Source organism: Pseudomonas sp. NPDC089741 (genome assembly GCF_044748825.1).
GTDB classification, from domain to species: domain Bacteria; phylum Pseudomonadota; class Gammaproteobacteria; order Pseudomonadales; family Pseudomonadaceae; genus Aquipseudomonas; species Aquipseudomonas helmanticensis.
In genome coordinates this window covers 62,592-77,985 of sequence record NZ_JBIVGT010000021.1, presented here as the reverse complement: position 1 = coordinate 77,985, position 15,394 = coordinate 62,592, and the positions used below count along the sequence as shown (strand labels likewise).

Sequence of the window (15,394 nt, the reverse complement as noted above, 5' to 3'; positions counted from 1 at the left end):
ATATCTCCTAGTTTCGAATCAAGTGGCCGCTGGCCGCGAGTAACTGGCCATCCAGTAAAGCACCTTGCTCACCGAGTGCCAGTCTGCCTTCGGCGAACCAGCGTACTGCCATCGGATAGATCAGGTGTTCCTGAACGTGAACTCGCTGCGCGAGACTGTGCGGCGTGTCGTGCAACTCTACCGGTAATACTGCCTGTACGACCAGTGGTCCGCCATCGAGTTCCTCGGTGACGAAGTGCACGGAGCAGCCGTGCTCGGTGTCGCCGGCTTCCAGCGCGCGCTGATGAGTGTGTAACCCTTTGTATTTGGGCAGCAGCGACGGGTGGATATTGAGCAGGCGCCCTTGGTAGTGACGAACGAAATCAGCGCTGAGAATGCGCATGAAGCCGGCCAGCACCACAAGTTTCGGATTGAATTCGTCGATCAGTTCGATCAGAGCAGCATCGAAGGCCTCGCGACCTTCGAATGCCTTGTGATCCAGCGAGCGGGTAGCGATACCCGCGTCACTGGCGCGTTGCAGGCCGTACGCGTCGGCGCGGTTGGAAATCACCGCAGCGATGCGAACCGGGCTGTCGCCGGTCCGCGTGCTGTCGATCAAAGCCTGCAAGTTACTGCCGGTGCCGGACAACAGCACCACGACATCACAGGTTGCGGACATTAATGAGCCTTAAGGTTCTGCAGATCAACCTGAGCTGCACCTTCGGCGGCCGCAGCGATCTTGCCGATGACCCAAGGCTGTTCGCCAGCATCACGCAGAGTGTTCAGGGTTACTTCAACGTGCTCCTGAGCCACGCAGATGACCATGCCGACGCCGCAGTTCAGTACGCGGTGCATCTCGGTTTCGTCAACGTTGCCTTTCTCTTGCAGCCAGTCGAATACGGCAGGGCGAGTCCAGCTAGCCACGTCAACCACGGCCTGAGCGCCTTTTGGCAGTACGCGCGGGATGTTGTCGAGCAGGCCGCCACCGGTGATGTGGGCCATGGCTTTGACGGCGCCGGTGTCTTTGATCAGCTTGAGCAGCGGCTTCACGTAGATGCGGGTCGGGGCCATCAGCAGGTCGGTCAGCGGTTTGCCGTCGAGCTGGATGTTTTCGATGTCGGCGCCGGACACTTCGATGATCTTGCGGATCAGCGAGTAGCCGTTCGAGTGCGGGCCGGACGATGGCAGCGCGATCAGCGCGTCACCGGTGGCGACTTTCGAGCCGTCGATGATTTCAGCTTTTTCCACGACGCCGACGCAGAAGCCGGCCAGGTCGTAGTCTTCGCCTTCGTACATGCCAGGCATTTCAGCGGTTTCGCCGCCCACCAGCGAGCAACCCGACAGTTCGCAGCCAGCGCCGATGCCGGTGACCACTTGGGTCGCGGTCTCGACATTGAGTTTGCCGGTGGCGTAGTAGTCGAGGAAGAACAGTGGCTCGGCGCCGCACACCACGAGGTCGTTGACGCACATGGCAACCAGGTCGATGCCGATGCTGTCGTGCTTGTTCAGGTTCAGCGCCAGACGCAGCTTGGTGCCGACGCCGTCGGTGCCGGAAACCAGCACAGGCTGCTTGTAGCCGGCCGGGATTTCGCAGAGGGCGCCGAAACCGCCCAGGCCGCCCATGACTTCCGGGCGCGCAGTGCGCTTGGCGACGCTCTTGATGCGTTCGACCAATGCTTCACCGGCGTCGATGTCTACACCGGCGTCCTTGTAGCTCAGGGAGGGTTGCTTGCTCATGATCCAGGCCTTTAGGGGAGGGGATTCAGGGGTAACGACCGAGTTCAGCGGGAACTTCGAAATCGAGAGGGCAATGGCCTCACGCGAGTTTCGAGGTGCCCGGCTGTCGCCGGTCTGCGAAGGCGCGCGATTTTATCAGGCTTGAGGGGCAGCGGCCATCCTCGCACCGACGGGCAGGGCCATATCAGCGGAAATTTTTTGCAATTGAGCGGCGTGGGTGCCTGTATAAGGTGTGGCAATTAACCGTCTATCGTTATCACTGTGCAAAAACTTACCGTTGCCGTGTGAATGTTTTGCAACGGCCGAGTGTCACAGCCTTGCTCAACCGGTTCACGCGGCCTGTTCCAGCCGCTCCTGTCGACGGGAATTCTCCATGCGTTTGTGTAAATTGTTGTTTGTGGGTTGTTTGTCTCTGGTCAGCCTGGCGAGTCACGCCGAAAACCTCAAAGGCCTTTATCAAGTACGCGAGCCGGTCAACGGTCAGGCGCCGGAAGAGCGCGATCGCGCCACTCAGGCGGCGCTGGATACGCTGATTCTGCGCCTGACCGGCGACCCGAAAGCCCCGCAGAACCCGGGGCTGGCGGCGATTCGCAAGGATCCGCAGCAAATCATCAGTCAATTCGGTTTCGATGCCGGGCCGCCGGAGGTGTTGAAGGTCGATTTCGATCCGTCGACCACCGAGCAGGCGTTGCGTCGTGCCGGGCTGTCGATGTGGGGCGCCAGTCGGCCGTCGATCCTCAGTTGGTGGCTGAATGACTCGACTGAAGGCTCAAGCCTGGTCGGCGATGGTCAGGCGGCAGCCGCTCCGTTACGTGCCGCTGCGCAACACCGTGGCTTGCCGTTGCGTTTGCCGTTGGCGGATTTGAGTGAACAACTGGTCGCCACAGCGCCGGCGCTGGAAGGCACTGATCCGGCACCCTTGCGCGGCGCGTCCGAGCGCTATAACGCCGATGCCTTGTTGGCGGTGCATGCGCGCGAAGAGGGCGGGCAATGGCAGGCCAAATGGCATTTGTGGCTCGGTGACCAAAAAGAAGCCGGCAGCGTGCAGGGCGCCGATCAGGCTGCCGTGGCGGATGCGGTGATGCTGGCAGTGGCTGAGCGCCTGGCGCCGCGTTTTGTCGCCAGGCCCGGTGCTACGGGGCAACAGACGCTGGAAGTGCAGGGCATGAATCTTGAGCATTACGCGACGCTGTTGCGGTTACTCGAACCGTTCGGCGTGCGTCTGCAAAGTGTCGATGGCGATCGCATCGTGTATCGGGTCAATGGCAGCGCCGATCAAATGCGCGCGCAGTTGTCGCTGGCGAAGTTGCAGGAGCTGCCGCCTGAGGCGCCAGCTCCGGTAGCAGCGCCACAGCCTGCGGTTGCAGGTGCGGCACCGGTCGCGGCTGCGGCCCCGACACCGGCGACACCGTCCTTGCGGTTTCGCTGGTAAGTCTTTCCTTATATAGAAGCAACAGGAGTGGTACATGGCCGATACGCGGCGTTGGTTCTGGCTCGGTGGGGTAATCCTGCTTTGCGCGTTTGTCTGGTTGCTGCACCCGATCCTCACGCCGTTCCTGGTGGCGTTGCTGCTGGCTTATCTGTTCGATCCGCTGGTGGATCGACTGGAAAGGCTCGGTCTGTCGCGCACCTGGGGCGTGATCGCGGTATTTGCCTTGTTCACCCTGATCGTCACGGCGCTGTTGCTGGTGCTGGTACCGATGCTCGCGAAGCAGTTGCTGCGTTTGTACGAACTGGCGCCGCAAATGCTCGATTGGCTGCAGCACACCGCACTGCCGTGGGCGCAGGCGAAGCTGGGGTTGTCGGATGGCTTCTGGAAGTTCGACAAGGTCAAGGCGGCGATCAGTGAGCACATGGGCCAGACCACCGACATCGTCAGTGTGGTGCTGAGCCAGGCCACGGCGTCGAGCCTGGCGCTGATCGGCTGGTTGGCGAATCTGGTGTTGATCCCGGTAGTAAGTTTCTACTTGCTGCGCGATTGGGACGTGATGATGGCGAAGATCCGCAGCCTGCTGCCGCGTGATCGCGAAGAACGCGTGGTCGCCCTGGCCGGTGAGTGTCATGAAGTGCTGGGGGCGTTCGTTCGCGGGCAGTTGCTGGTGATGCTGGCGTTGGGTGTGATTTATGCGGCCGGTCTGATGATCGTTGGTCTCGAGCTGGGTCTGTTGATCGGCTTGATCGCCGGTCTGGCGGCGATCGTGCCGTACATGGGGTTTGTGATCGGCATCGGCGCGGCACTGGTTGCCGGGCTGTTCCAGTTCGGTGGCGATCTTTATCCAATGTTCGGCATCGTTGCGGTATTCATGGTCGGTCAGGCGCTGGAAGGTATGGTCCTGACGCCATTGCTGGTGGGCGACCGCATCGGTCTGCACCCGGTGGCGGTGATCTTCGCGATTCTGGCGGGCGGCGAGTTGTTCGGCTTCACCGGTGTCCTGCTGGCGCTGCCGGTGGCGGCGGTCATCATGGTGCTGGTGCGCCATGTGCACGACTTGTACAAGGACTCCGAGATTTATAGTGGCGTCGACGAACCGGAGTTGTAATGGCGAGGGCGACCCGGCGAATAGTCGGGTTGGCCCGGCTCATGCAGGCATTTGCTGCCCGGATGTGCCAAAGAATCTGTCATGAAACCAGTGTGTTAACGCAAACCTTTGATTTTGCTTGGACTCTGTCGCATTGTGCGCTCAGCTTCACGGGTATAAACTTCGCCAACTTTACACAGAGGCCACTAACGGTTCCTTGAGAACTGTTCAGTCAGCATGAAACCGATTCAGCTGCCCCTAGGTGTGCGTCTGCGTGACGACGCCACCTTCATCAACTACTACCCAGGCGCCAATGCCGCTGCACTCGGCTATGTCGAGCGCCTTTGCGAAGCCGACGCCGGCTGGACCGAAAGCCTGATCTATCTGTGGGGCAAACACGGCGTAGGGCGCACGCATCTGTTGCAGGCGGCTTGCTTGCGTTTCGAGCAGATGGGTGAGCCGGCGGTTTACCTGCCATTGGCCGAGTTGATGGATCGCGGCGTCGAAATCCTCGATAACCTTGAACAGTACGAACTGGTTTGCCTGGATGACTTGCAGGTGATTGCCGGCAAGGCTGACTGGGAAGAGGCGATGTTTCATCTGTTCAACCGCCTGCGTGACAGCGGTCGCCGCTTGCTGATTGCCGCCTCGACTTCGCCGCGTGAACTGCCGGTGAAACTGGCTGACTTGAAATCCCGCCTGACCATGGCGCTGATTTTCCAGATGCGCCCGCTTTCCGATGAAGACAAATTGCGAGCCTTGCAATTGCGCGCATCACGTCGTGGTCTGCACCTGACCGATGAAGTCGGACATTTTATTTTGACTCGCGGCACTCGCAGCATGAGTGCGCTGTTCGATCTGCTTGAACAGCTCGATCAGGCCTCTTTACAGGCGCAGCGCAAGCTGACAATTCCCTTCCTCAAAGAAACCCTCGGCTGGTAGTCATCCCTTTTATTCCGGGGCTTTCAGCGGGTTTCGGCATATTTCAGGCGCCAGAAAACCCGCTTTCCTGCACGCTGTGCAGGCCGCGTATCGATTCAAATGGGCTTAAGCGCTTAGATGTAAACGAGAAACCGAGAAGTCACAAAAAGATCGATTGAATTTGCAAATGAGGTCGATAGCGGGCATAGTCTCGGCTTCTTTACAACTATCAGCCACGGTCGTGCCCATGCTAAAGCGCTTCGCACCCCTCGTGCCTCTCGCACTCGTCACCCTGTTGTTTGGTTGCGCTGCTCATTTTCCAGTTCAAGAGCAGTCTCAACAGGTTAAAAATTCCGCCACGGCCCAGTCTTCCGTTATTTACCAGGAAGAGCTGGATACCGAAAAAGAACTCAACGAATTCAATGGCAGCAAGCCTTATCAGCTTCCTGTTCTGGCCGACAGCATCCTCGAACGCGGCATGTCCCTGATCGGTACCCGTTATCGTTTCGGCGGTACCTCCGAAGCCGGTTTCGATTGCAGTGGTTTCATCGGTTACCTGTTTCGCGAAGAAGCCGGCATGAACCTGCCACGCTCCACCCGCGAAATGATCAATGTGGATGCGCCGCTGGTTTCGCGCAGCAACCTTGAGCCGGGCGACCTGTTGTTCTTCGCCACCAATGGTCGTCGCGGTCGTGTCAGTCACGCCGGGATCTACCTGGGTGACAACCAGTTCATTCACTCCAGCAGTCGTCGCAGCGGCGGTGTTCGCATCGACAGCCTGGGTGACAGCTACTGGAGCAAGACTTTCATCGAAGCCAAGCGTGCACTCGCAAACGCTCCGACCGTAGTCACGGCTCGCAAGTAATTCCCCCTGTTGTCGCTGCGCTCGCGGCGACAATCAGGCTGTCGGCAACGGAGTAGACCTATACTTTACAAGGTGAAGTTAAAGTCTTACTTGAAGTTTGTCGTATAGCCGCTAGAATCCTGAATCTATATTGATGGCAAACCGCCTGCGTGCTCCGCAGGCGGTTTTGTTTTCTGTCCATCCGGCAGAGAAAGCCGCAGCCAGATCAGGATGTTCTGCTTATGACGATGTCGGCCCGCCTCACATTGATGCTCTGCGCAGCGCTGCTCAGCGCCTGCGCCAGTCGCACACCGCCGCCTGCGCCGGTTGCCCGCGCGCCTATGGTATTTGGCCCCTCGCAATCCTTTTCACCCGCCGCTGAAGACGTACTGTTTCGCGCGCTGGGCCTGGTCGGCACGCCTTATCGCTGGGGCGGTAACACGCCGGATTCGGGATTTGATTGCAGTGGCCTGATCGGTTTTGTCTACCGCGATGCGGCGGGCATCAACCTGCCGCGCTCGACGCGTGAGTTGATCGTCATGCAGGCACCGAATGTCGGCAAGGAAGGCTTGCAGACGGGCGATCTGATCTTCTTCGCCACCAATGGCGGCTCGCAGGTCAGTCATGCAGGGATTTATGTTGGCGAAGGGCGCTTTGTGCATGCGCCGGCGACGGGCGGCACGGTCAAGCTTGATAGCCTGTCGAAGGCGTATTGGCAGAAGGCTTATCTGAGTGCCAAGCGAGTATTGCAGCCGGAGCATCTGGCGCATAACCCGTAGTAAAAATCGCAGCCATTCTAATGTGGGAGCGAGCCTGCTCGCGAAAGCGGTGTATCAGCCAACTCAATGGAGGCTGACACTATGCATTCGCAAGCAGGCTCGCTCCCACAGTTGTTTCAGGTCACATTCAACATCACTTGGTGGCCGACACCCGCCACACTTTATTGCCAACATCGTCCGCCACCAGCAAACCACCTTGCTGATCGATCACCACGCCCACCGGCCGGCCCAGCGCGTTCTCGTCCTTGTCGAGGAACCCGGTCAGCACATCCACCGGTGTGCCATTCGGTTTGCCGCCAGTAAACGGCACGAAAATCACTTTGTAACCGCTGTGCGGTTTACGGTTCCACGAGCCATGCTGGCCGATGAAGGCGCCTTCCTTGAATTGTGCCGGCAAGGTATTACCCTCGGCGAATGTCAGGCCGAGAGAAGCGGTATGCGGGCCAATCGCGTAATCCGGGGCGATCGCCTTGGCCACCAGATCCAGATTCTGTGGCGACACGCGCACATCGACATGTTGGCCGTAATAGCTGAACGGCCAGCCATAGAAAGCCCCGTCCTTGACTGAGGTGATGTAGTCCGGCACCAGGTCGCTGCCGATTTCGTCACGTTCATTGACCGCCGTCCACAGCGCGCCGCTGGTGGGTTCCCACGCCAGGCCGTTGGGGTTGCGGATGCCTGAAGCAAAGATCCGGTGATTGCCGGTCGCCCGATCGACTTCCCAGATCGCCGCGCGACCTTCTTCTTTATCCAGGCCGTTCTCGCCGACGTTGCTGTTCGAACCAACCGTCACGTACAGCTTGCTGCCGTCCTTGCTGGCGATAACGTTTTTGGTCCAGTGATGGTTGATCGTGCCGCCGGGCAGGTCGGTAACCTTGATCGGTTGCGACTTGATCTCGGTCGCGCCGTTTTCATAGTGAAAGCGCAGCAAGCGATCGGTATCGGCGACATACAGATCATTGCCGACCAGGGTCATGCCGAATGGTGAATTGAGGTTTTGCAAAAACACTGTGCGCGTCTCGGCCACGCCATCGTGGTCGGCATCGCGCAGCAGGGTGATGCGGTTCGGGCTTGGCACGCCGGCGCCGGCCTTGCCCATGACCTTCTTCATGACCCAGCCACGAATACCGCTGCTGTCGTCAGGTTTCGGCGGGGCATTGGTTTCCGCAACCAGCACGTCGCCGTTGGGCAACACATAGAGCCAGCGCGGGTGATCAAGATCTTCGGCAAAGGCCGCGACTTGGGTGCCGGCCGCCGCTGTCGGTTTGCCGCCCTGGGGCCAGCCGATTGCCGGGGCGATGTTCACCGTCGGGATCAGAGTCTTGTTCGGTTCGGGCAGTTTCGGTGACGGGCCGGTGCCGTCGGAGACTTGCAGGCTGGAGGATTCACCGCAGGCGGCGAGCCCTCCGGCGAGGGCGATGACGAAAACGAGCTGGGGCTTGCGCATTGCTGATCTTCCCTATGAATGCATTCCTAATCATAGAGGAGGACGCAAGCCCGATGGTTCAACTGCTCAGCCGCGGGCTTCCTTGAACAGCACGGCGATGCCCGGGTGATAATTGCCGGCCTCGCTGCGCAACTTGCGGTAGGCGTAGGGGAAATACCAGGCGACGGCGCAGGTATGTTCCTTTTGCAGATCGTCGACCATGTCCTGCAGCTCTTCGGGGCTGGCGCTGTGCTGGGCTTTTTGCGGGGCGACGAACAGGCAGCCGAGTTTCAGGTCACTGGCGAAGCTGATGCGTTTGGCGTCGCTGGTGATGTCCAGCAAGGCTTGGGTCAGGTTGAGATTGTTCACTCGAGGCCAGCGCTGGGTGGCCTGAATGTAGGCACGATCTTCGGCGCCGGCGATAAACAGATCGGCGCGGGCATTGCGCTCGCCTTCTTCGTTCTGTTTGCGCGTGGCGGTGTCGGTGAGGGTGACCAGCTCGGCCATCCATGCCGCTGCCGAGAGCAATCCGAGATTGGCTTTCTCGTCATGCCAGTAAGGCGTGTCGCTGTCGCCGCGCACGGCGTTGTAGCGGTCGATACAGTCAAACCAGCGTTCAAGCATCGGGCGCAGGAATTCCAGGCGCGGGTTGCTGATGATCATGCCTTGCATCGTAATCATCCTTATTGTTGTGATGGGCTTTTTCGAGAAAAGCATGGCTCTTTGATATCATTTGTATCAGTGTGGCACAAGATTGGCGCCAGTTAATTGATCGGCGGCAGTTATTCGCCCGCCGGCCCCCTCTTTAATTGACGCTCCACCCCCAACCCTCTAACCTTCGCGGCTTGTTTCAGGTGCTCTGTGACCGACGTCGACAGAGTGAAACAGGGAAGCCGGTGAGGGTTGTCTTCAAGCGAAGACTGGCCACGATCCCGGCGCTGCCCCCGCAACGGTAAATGAGTGAACACTGCGTCGAATGCCACTGCTCAACAGCGGGAAGGCGCGCAGTCAGGCCAACGCCGCTCATGAGCCCGGAGACCGGCCTGATCCATCCAGCGGCATCACGGTGGGCGATGCCAGGCTTTTTGCCGTCTATTCTTGTGCCTGCCCGCCGTTATCCAGCCCCAACGGAGAGCTCCCCCATGACTGATTCCCCCGAGCGCGACGAACGCCATCTGGCGCGTATGCAGCGCAAAAAAGCCGTGATCGACGAACGCATCGCCAACTCGCCCGACGAGTGCGGCCTGGTGCTGGTGCTGACCGGCAATGGCAAAGGCAAAAGCAGTTCGGCGTTCGGCATGCTTGCGCGCGCCATGGGCCACGGCATGCAGTGCGGCGTGGTGCAGTTCATCAAGGGCCGCAACAGCACTGGCGAAGAATTGTTTTTCCGCCGCTTCCCCGAACAAGTGCGCTTCCACGTGATGGGCGAGGGCTTCACCTGGGAAACCCAGGACCGTCAGCGCGACATCGCTGCTGCCGAAGCCGCTTGGGCAGTCTCCCGCGAGCTGTTGCGTGATCCGTCGATCGGTCTGGTGGTGCTCGATGAATTGAACATCGCCCTCAAGCACGGCTACCTCGATCTCGATCAAGTGCTCAGCGATTTGCAGGCGCGGCCGCCGATGCAGCACGTGATCGTCACCGGTCGTGCGGCCAAGCCGGAAATGATCGAGATGGGCGACACCGTCACCGAAATGGGCATGCTCAAACACGCCTTCCAGGCCGGCATCAAAGCGCAGAAAGGCGTCGAACTTTGAATCAACCACGTCACTGCCCGGCGGTGCTCATCGCCGCGCCGGCTTCCGGTCAGGGCAAGACCACCGTTACCGCCGCGCTCGCCCGTTTGCATCGCAATCAGGGGCGCAAGGTGCGCGTGTTCAAATGCGGCCCGGACTTCCTCGACCCGATGATTCTCGAGCGTGCCAGCGGTGCGCCGGTGTATCAACTGGACATGTGGATGGTCGGCGAGCAGGAAAGTCGTCGTCTGTTGTGGGAAGCCGCCGCCGAGGCGGATCTGATTCTGATCGAAGGCGTGATGGGCCTGTTTGACGGCACGCCGTCGAGTGCCGATCTGGCGCGGCATTTTGGTGTGCCGGTGCTCGGTGTGATCGACGGCACAGCGATGGCGCAGACCTTTGGTGCGCTGGCGTTGGGCCTGGCGAAGTACCAACCGGATCTGCCATTTGCCGGGGTTTTGGCCAACCGGGTCGGCACGTTGCGTCACGCGCAATTGCTCGAAGGCAGCCTTACAGAAGGTCTGCGCTGGTACGGCGCATTGTCGCGCGAGACCGGCATCGAACTGCCGAGCCGTCATCTCGGCCTGGTGCAGGCCAGCGAGTTGAATGACCTCGATGTGCGACTCGACGCCGCCGCAGCAGCGCTCGCCAGCAGCTGCGAGGTAGCGCTGCCACCGGCCGTGGAATTTGCCGCGCCGGACGTTATCGCCGTCGAGCCTTTGCTGAAAAATGTGCGCATTGCCGTTGCGCGTGATGAGGCGTTTGCCTTCACCTATGGCGCGAGTCTCGATCTGCTGCGCGCGATGGGTGCCGAGTTGAGCTTTTTCTCGCCGATCCGCGATAGGCAACTGCCTGAGGCGGACAGTCTGTATCTGCCGGGCGGTTATCCGGAATTGCATCACGTGGCGTTGTCGCAGAACACTGCGATGCTCGAGGCGATCCGTGCGCATCATGCGGCGGGTAAACCGTTGCTCGCTGAGTGCGGCGGGATGCTGTATCTGCTCGATTCGCTGACTGATGTTGAAGGCAAGCGGGCTGAGCTGGTCGGATTGCTGACCGGTGATGCAGTGATGCAGAAACGTCTGGCGGCGTTGGCGTTGCAGGCGGTGGATCTGCCGGAGGGGGCGTTGCGTGGGCACACTTATCATCATTCGCTGACGACTACCGAGCTGACCCCGATTGCCCGAGGGTTGAGCCCGAATGGCGGGCGTGGGGCTGAGGCGGTTTATCGTGAGGGGCGGATGACGGCTTCTTATGTGCACTTTTACTTTCCGTCGAATCCTGTGGCTGTCGCTGCGTTGTTTGCGCCGTGCCTTGAGGACGCTATCGCGAGCAGGCTCACTCCTACAGTGGGCGATGTTGTGGCTGACGAAATGCGATCCCCTGTAGGAGCGAGCCTGCTCGCGAAAGGGCCATGACCGACAACGCATTCTCTGAGGCGGAGCGCCAAGCCGTCTATCGAGCCATTGCCGAGCGCCGCGACATGCGCCACTTCACCGGCGGGACGGTCGAGCCTGAGTTGCTGCGGCGTCTCCTTGAGGCCGCCCACCAGGCCCCAAGCGTCGGCCTGATGCAGCCCTGGCGCTTCATTCGCATCAGCGACCGAAACCTGCGCGGCCGGATCCAGAACCTCGTCGAAGAAGAACGCATCCGCACAGCCGAAGCCCTCGGCGAGCGCAGTGACGAGTTCATGAAACTCAAGGTCGAAGGCATCAATGACTGCGCCGAAGTGCTGGTCGCGGCGCTGATGGATGATCGCGAGAAGCACATCTTCGGGCGCCGCACGTTGCCGGAAATGGACATGGCTTCGTTGTCCTGCGCGATTCAAAACCTCTGGCTGGCCTCGCGTGCCGAAGGGTTGGGCATGGGCTGGGTCTCGCTGTTCGAGCCGCAGGCACTCGCCGATTTACTGAAATTGCCGCAAGGCGCTAAACCTCTGGCCGTTTTGTGCCTGGGCCCGGTCAAGGAATTCTATCCGGCGCCGATGCTGGTACTCGAAGGGTGGGCGCAGGCGCGTCCGCTCAATGAGTTGCTGTATGAAAATTATTGGGGAGTGAGTCAATGAGTGTGGCGTTGTTGAGTGTCGCCGCGGTTGCGCTGGATGCGTTGCTCGGTGAACCGAAACGCTGGCATCCGCTGGTGGCGTTCGGCAATTTTGCCGGGCGCATCGAGCAACGTTTCAACGCCGGTGGTCGCGGCTGGCGCAGCCATGGCGTCACCGCGTGGGTGATCGCCGTGCTGCCGCTGACGTTACTCGCCACGGCATTTTCCTGGGCGCCGTACGTGGGCTGGGTGGTCGAGATTCTCGCGTTGTATTGCGCGCTCGGCATGCGCAGCCTCGGTGAACATGTCGCCCCGGTCGCTGCTGCGTTGCGCGCGGATGATCTCAACGAAGCGCGCAAGCGCGTCGGCTATCTGGTCAGCCGTCAGACCGATGAACTTGACAGCACCGCCGTCGCCCGCGCCGCCACGGAGTCGGTGCTGGAGAACGGCAGCGATGCGGTGTTCGCCGCGCTGTTCTGGTTTGTCGTCGCTGGTGCGCCGGGCGTGGTGCTCTATCGCTTGAGCAATACCCTCGACGCGATGTGGGGCTATCGCAACGAACGCTTTGAACGCTTCGGTTGGGCAGCAGCGAAAATTGACGACGTCCTCAACTATATTCCTGCGCGTCTGGTGGCGTTGACCTACGCACTGCTGGGCAAAACCCGACTCGCCTTGCAGTGTTGGCGGAGGCAGGCGCCACTTTGGGACAGCCCCAACGCCGGCCCGGTGATGGCGTCTGGCGCCGGTGCGCTGGGTGTCGAACTGGGTGGCCCGGCGATCTATCACGGCGAACTGCATGAGCGCCCGCAGCTCGGCGAAGGGTCGCCAGCCGATGCCGATTCCATTGATCGCGGCTGGCAATTGGTCCAGCGCGGCGTATGGTTATGGCTGCTGATTCTCTGCGTGGGGGCTGAATTCTATGCTTGAGCACGGTGGCCGGCTGCGCAAAGCGGCGCTCGACTACGGTATTGCCGAAGCTGACTGGCTCGACCTGTCCAGCGGTCTCGCGCCGTGGCCGTTCCCGATCCCGGAAATCCCGCTGCGTGCCTGGGCGCGCTTGCCGGAAACCGATGACGGTCTGGAGCAGGCGGCGTGCGATTACTACGGCGCCGCACAAGTGCTGCCGGTGGCTGGCTCGCAAATGGCCATTCAATTGCTGCCGCGTTTGCGTCGCACCGGCAAGGTTGGCGTTTTATCGCCGTGCTATGCCGAACACGCCGAAGCCTGGCGTCGCAGCGGTTACATCGTGCGCGAAGTGCTGGAGCAGGAAGTCGAGTTCTTTCTCGACAGTCTCGACGTGTTGGTGGTGGTCAATCCTAATAACCCGACCGGCCTCAGTCTGACCCCGGCGCGGCTGCTCGACTGGCATGCGCGACTGGCGCAGCGCGGTGGCTGGCTGGTGGTCGATGAAGCGTTCATGGACAACACGCCGCAGCTGAGCCTGGCGCCGTATGCGCATCAGGTCGGGCTGGTCGTCTTGCGTTCGTTTGGCAAGTTCTTTGGTCTGGCCGGCGTGCGTCTGGGCTTTGTGCTGGCCGAGCGTAAATTGCTGCGTTTGCTCGCCGAACAAGTCGGGCCGTGGGCCGTCAGCGGGCCGACGCGCGTGCTTGGCCAGGTGTGTCTGCAAGACACCGAAGGCCATACGCGTCAGCGCATCCGCAGCGATGAGGCGAGTGAGCGGTTGGCCCTGATGCTCGCGCGCTATGGCTTCAAACCGCAGGGTGGTTGCGCGCTGTTCCAGTGGCTGATCACCGAGCATGCGCAGGCGCTGCACGAGTTCATGGCGCGGCGCGGCATCCTCCTGCGCATCTTCACCCACAACAGCAGTTTGCGTTTTGGTCTGCCCGCTGACGTCGCCGAAGAGGCGCGTCTCGAACAGGCTTTGCTGGCTTTCACCAAGGACAACGCATGACAACCCTGATGGTGCAGGGCACCACTTCCGACGCCGGTAAAAGCACGCTGGTGACGGCGTTGTGCCGTTGGGCAACGCGCCAAGGTGTCGCGGTCGTCCCGTTCAAACCGCAGAACATGGCGCTCAACAGCGCGGTGACGGCAGACGGTGGCGAGATCGGTCGCGCGCAAGCGGTGCAGGCGCAAGCGGCGCATCTCGAACCGCACACCGACATGAATCCGGTATTGCTCAAACCGAACAGCGACACCGGCGCGCAAGTGATCATCCATGGCCGCGCCGTCACCAGCATGAACGCCGTCGCCTATCACGACTACAAAGCCATCGCGATGCAAGCGGTGCTGGCCTCCCACGAACGGCTCAGCGCTGCTTATCCGCTGGTAATGGTCGAAGGTGCGGGCTCGCCGGCGGAGATCAATCTGCGTGCCGGCGACATCGCCAACATGGGTTTTGCCGAGGCGGTAGATTGCCCGGTGCTGCTGATTGCCGACATCAATCGCGGCGGGGTTTTCGCCCATCTGGTCGGCACGCTGGAGTTGCTCTCGCCGAGCGAGCAGGCGCGGGTCAAAGGTTTCATCATCAACCGTTTTCGCGGTGACATCGCTTTGCTGCAACCGGGTCTCGACTGGCTGGAACAGCGCACCGGCAAACCGGTGATCGGCGTGTTGCCCTACGTGATGGACCTGCATCTGGAAGCCGAGGACGGCATCGATCAGCGCCAGACCGACAAGGCCGAACAAGTGCTGAAGGTGGTGGTGCCGGTACTGCCGCGAATCAGCAACCACACCGACTTCGATCCACTGCGTTTGCACCCGCAGGTCGACCTGCAATTTGTCGGCCCGGGGCAGGCGATTCCGGCGGCTGACCTGATCATTCTGCCCGGCTCGAAAAGCGTGCGCAGCGACCTCGCGTATCTACGTGCGAATGGCTGGGATACGGCAATCAGTCGGCATTTGCGTTACGGCGGCAAAGTGCTGGGGATCTGCGGCGGTCTGCAAATGCTCGGTCAGCAGGTGCATGATCCTTTGGGCCTCGAAGGTGCGCCGGGTTCCAGTGCCGGCCTGGCTTTGCTGGCGTTCGAAACGACGCTGGAAGCCGAGAAGCAATTGCGCAATGTGCGCGGGCGGCTGGCGCTGGAAGATGCCGAGGTCAGCGGTTATGAAATCCATGCCGGGGTGACCAGCGGAGCAGCGTTGGAGCATGCGGCAGTGCATCTGGATGACGGTCGTTGCGACGGTGCACAGAGTGCTGATGGACAAGTGTTTGGCACCTACCTGCATGGCCTGTTTGAATCGCCGGCGGCGAGTGCCGCTTTGTTGCGCTGGGCCGGATTGTGCGATGTGCAGGCGGTGGATTACCACGGCTTGCGCGAGCGCGATATCGAGCGGTTGGCGGATCTGGTGGAGAAGCATCTGGATACCGAGCTGTTGCGCCGGCTCTGTGGGATTTGAGGTGGGTTCCATAGCCTCATCGCGAGCAGGCTCACTCCTACAGTTGACCGCGT

At 60.9% G+C, this 15,394-nt stretch carries 15 protein-coding genes and 1 riboswitch; of the genes, 11 read left to right on the top strand and 4 right to left on the bottom strand.

The features are described 5' to 3' along the window. Nucleotides 1-7: 7 nt before the first annotated feature. Nucleotides 8-658, bottom strand: coding sequence for a phosphoribosylglycinamide formyltransferase (purN, locus tag ACIPZE_RS19455; RefSeq protein WP_283437206.1), 651 nt, complete (start codon nucleotides 656-658; stop codon nucleotides 8-10). Beyond that, a complete protein-coding gene (purM, locus tag ACIPZE_RS19450; RefSeq protein WP_400774658.1) occupies nucleotides 658-1,716 on the bottom strand; it encodes a phosphoribosylformylglycinamidine cyclo-ligase in 1,059 nt (352 codons plus the stop codon). The genes purN and purM overlap by 1 nt, the downstream gene beginning before the upstream one ends. A 373-nt stretch (nucleotides 1,717-2,089) precedes the next feature. Here purM and ACIPZE_RS19445 point away from each other — a divergent pair, with 373 nt between their 5' ends. The 5 genes from ACIPZE_RS19445 (at nucleotide 2,090) to ACIPZE_RS19425 (ending at nucleotide 6,779) form a co-directional block, all read left to right on the top strand. Beyond that, the gene (locus ACIPZE_RS19445) at nucleotides 2,090-3,148 is read left to right on the top strand and encodes a DUF2066 domain-containing protein (protein WP_129391113.1); all 1,059 of its coding nucleotides are present in this window, start codon (nucleotides 2,090-2,092) and stop codon (nucleotides 3,146-3,148) included. A 34-nt stretch (nucleotides 3,149-3,182) separates the two neighbouring features. After that, complete coding sequence (locus ACIPZE_RS19440; RefSeq protein WP_283437204.1) at nucleotides 3,183-4,256, top strand: AI-2E family transporter; 1,074 nt, start codon at nucleotides 3,183-3,185, stop codon at nucleotides 4,254-4,256. A 216-nt stretch (nucleotides 4,257-4,472) separates the two neighbouring features. Next, nucleotides 4,473-5,177 carry a DnaA regulatory inactivator Hda gene (hda, locus tag ACIPZE_RS19435; RefSeq protein WP_008082931.1) on the top strand — a complete coding sequence of 235 codons (705 nt, stop codon included), beginning with the start codon at nucleotides 4,473-4,475 and terminating at the stop codon, nucleotides 5,175-5,177. Between the two features lie 226 nt (nucleotides 5,178-5,403). Further along, nucleotides 5,404-6,021 carry a C40 family peptidase gene (locus ACIPZE_RS19430; protein ID WP_400774654.1) on the top strand — a complete coding sequence of 206 codons (618 nt, stop codon included), beginning with the start codon at nucleotides 5,404-5,406 and terminating at the stop codon, nucleotides 6,019-6,021. A gap of 221 nt (nucleotides 6,022-6,242) precedes the next feature. Continuing rightward, nucleotides 6,243-6,779, top strand: coding sequence for a C40 family peptidase (locus ACIPZE_RS19425; RefSeq protein WP_129391122.1), 537 nt, complete (start codon nucleotides 6,243-6,245; stop codon nucleotides 6,777-6,779). Between the two features lie 133 nt (nucleotides 6,780-6,912). Here the strand turns inward: ACIPZE_RS19425 and ACIPZE_RS19420 are convergent, their stop codons facing one another. Together ACIPZE_RS19420 and ACIPZE_RS19415 are read right to left on the bottom strand one after the other, a co-directional pair. Next, nucleotides 6,913-8,226 (bottom strand): PQQ-dependent sugar dehydrogenase, encoded by a 1,314-nt coding sequence (locus tag ACIPZE_RS19420; RefSeq protein ID WP_400774652.1) that lies wholly within the window; start codon nucleotides 8,224-8,226, stop codon nucleotides 6,913-6,915. Nucleotides 8,227-8,292: 66 nt separating this feature from the next. After that, the gene (locus tag ACIPZE_RS19415; protein WP_283437201.1) at nucleotides 8,293-8,877 is read right to left on the bottom strand and encodes a hypothetical protein; all 585 of its coding nucleotides are present in this window, start codon (nucleotides 8,875-8,877) and stop codon (nucleotides 8,293-8,295) included. Nucleotides 8,878-9,040: 163 nt separating this feature from the next. Next, a riboswitch (cobalamin riboswitch) is annotated at nucleotides 9,041-9,267 on the top strand. 80 nt (nucleotides 9,268-9,347) lie between these two features. On the opposite strand from ACIPZE_RS19415, the gene cobO reads away from it, so the two are divergent. From cobO to ACIPZE_RS19385, 6 genes are read left to right on the top strand one after another with little or no spacing between them, the layout of a single operon-like run. Continuing rightward, complete coding sequence (gene cobO, locus ACIPZE_RS19410; protein WP_003223053.1) at nucleotides 9,348-9,959, top strand: cob(I)yrinic acid a,c-diamide adenosyltransferase; 612 nt, start codon at nucleotides 9,348-9,350, stop codon at nucleotides 9,957-9,959. Then, the gene (locus ACIPZE_RS19405; RefSeq protein WP_400774650.1) at nucleotides 9,956-11,356 is read left to right on the top strand and encodes a cobyrinate a,c-diamide synthase; all 1,401 of its coding nucleotides are present in this window, start codon (nucleotides 9,956-9,958) and stop codon (nucleotides 11,354-11,356) included. Before cobO ends, ACIPZE_RS19405 begins: the two co-directional genes overlap by 4 nt. After that, the gene (gene bluB, locus ACIPZE_RS19400; protein ID WP_283437199.1) at nucleotides 11,353-12,003 is read left to right on the top strand and encodes a 5,6-dimethylbenzimidazole synthase; all 651 of its coding nucleotides are present in this window, start codon (nucleotides 11,353-11,355) and stop codon (nucleotides 12,001-12,003) included. Before ACIPZE_RS19405 ends, bluB begins: the two co-directional genes overlap by 4 nt. After that, on the top strand, nucleotides 12,000-12,908 hold the full coding sequence (gene cbiB, locus ACIPZE_RS19395) for an adenosylcobinamide-phosphate synthase CbiB (RefSeq protein WP_400774649.1): 909 nt from the start codon (nucleotides 12,000-12,002) through the stop codon (nucleotides 12,906-12,908). Before bluB ends, cbiB begins: the two co-directional genes overlap by 4 nt. Then, nucleotides 12,901-13,893: a threonine-phosphate decarboxylase CobD gene (cobD, locus tag ACIPZE_RS19390; RefSeq protein WP_400774647.1), complete on the top strand. Its 993-nt coding sequence runs from the start codon at nucleotides 12,901-12,903 to the stop codon at nucleotides 13,891-13,893. Before cbiB ends, cobD begins: the two co-directional genes overlap by 8 nt. Then, nucleotides 13,890-15,341 (top strand): cobyric acid synthase, encoded by a 1,452-nt coding sequence (locus tag ACIPZE_RS19385; RefSeq protein WP_283437196.1) that lies wholly within the window; start codon nucleotides 13,890-13,892, stop codon nucleotides 15,339-15,341. The genes cobD and ACIPZE_RS19385 overlap by 4 nt, the downstream gene beginning before the upstream one ends. The last annotated feature ends 53 nt before the right edge of the window (nucleotides 15,342-15,394 follow it).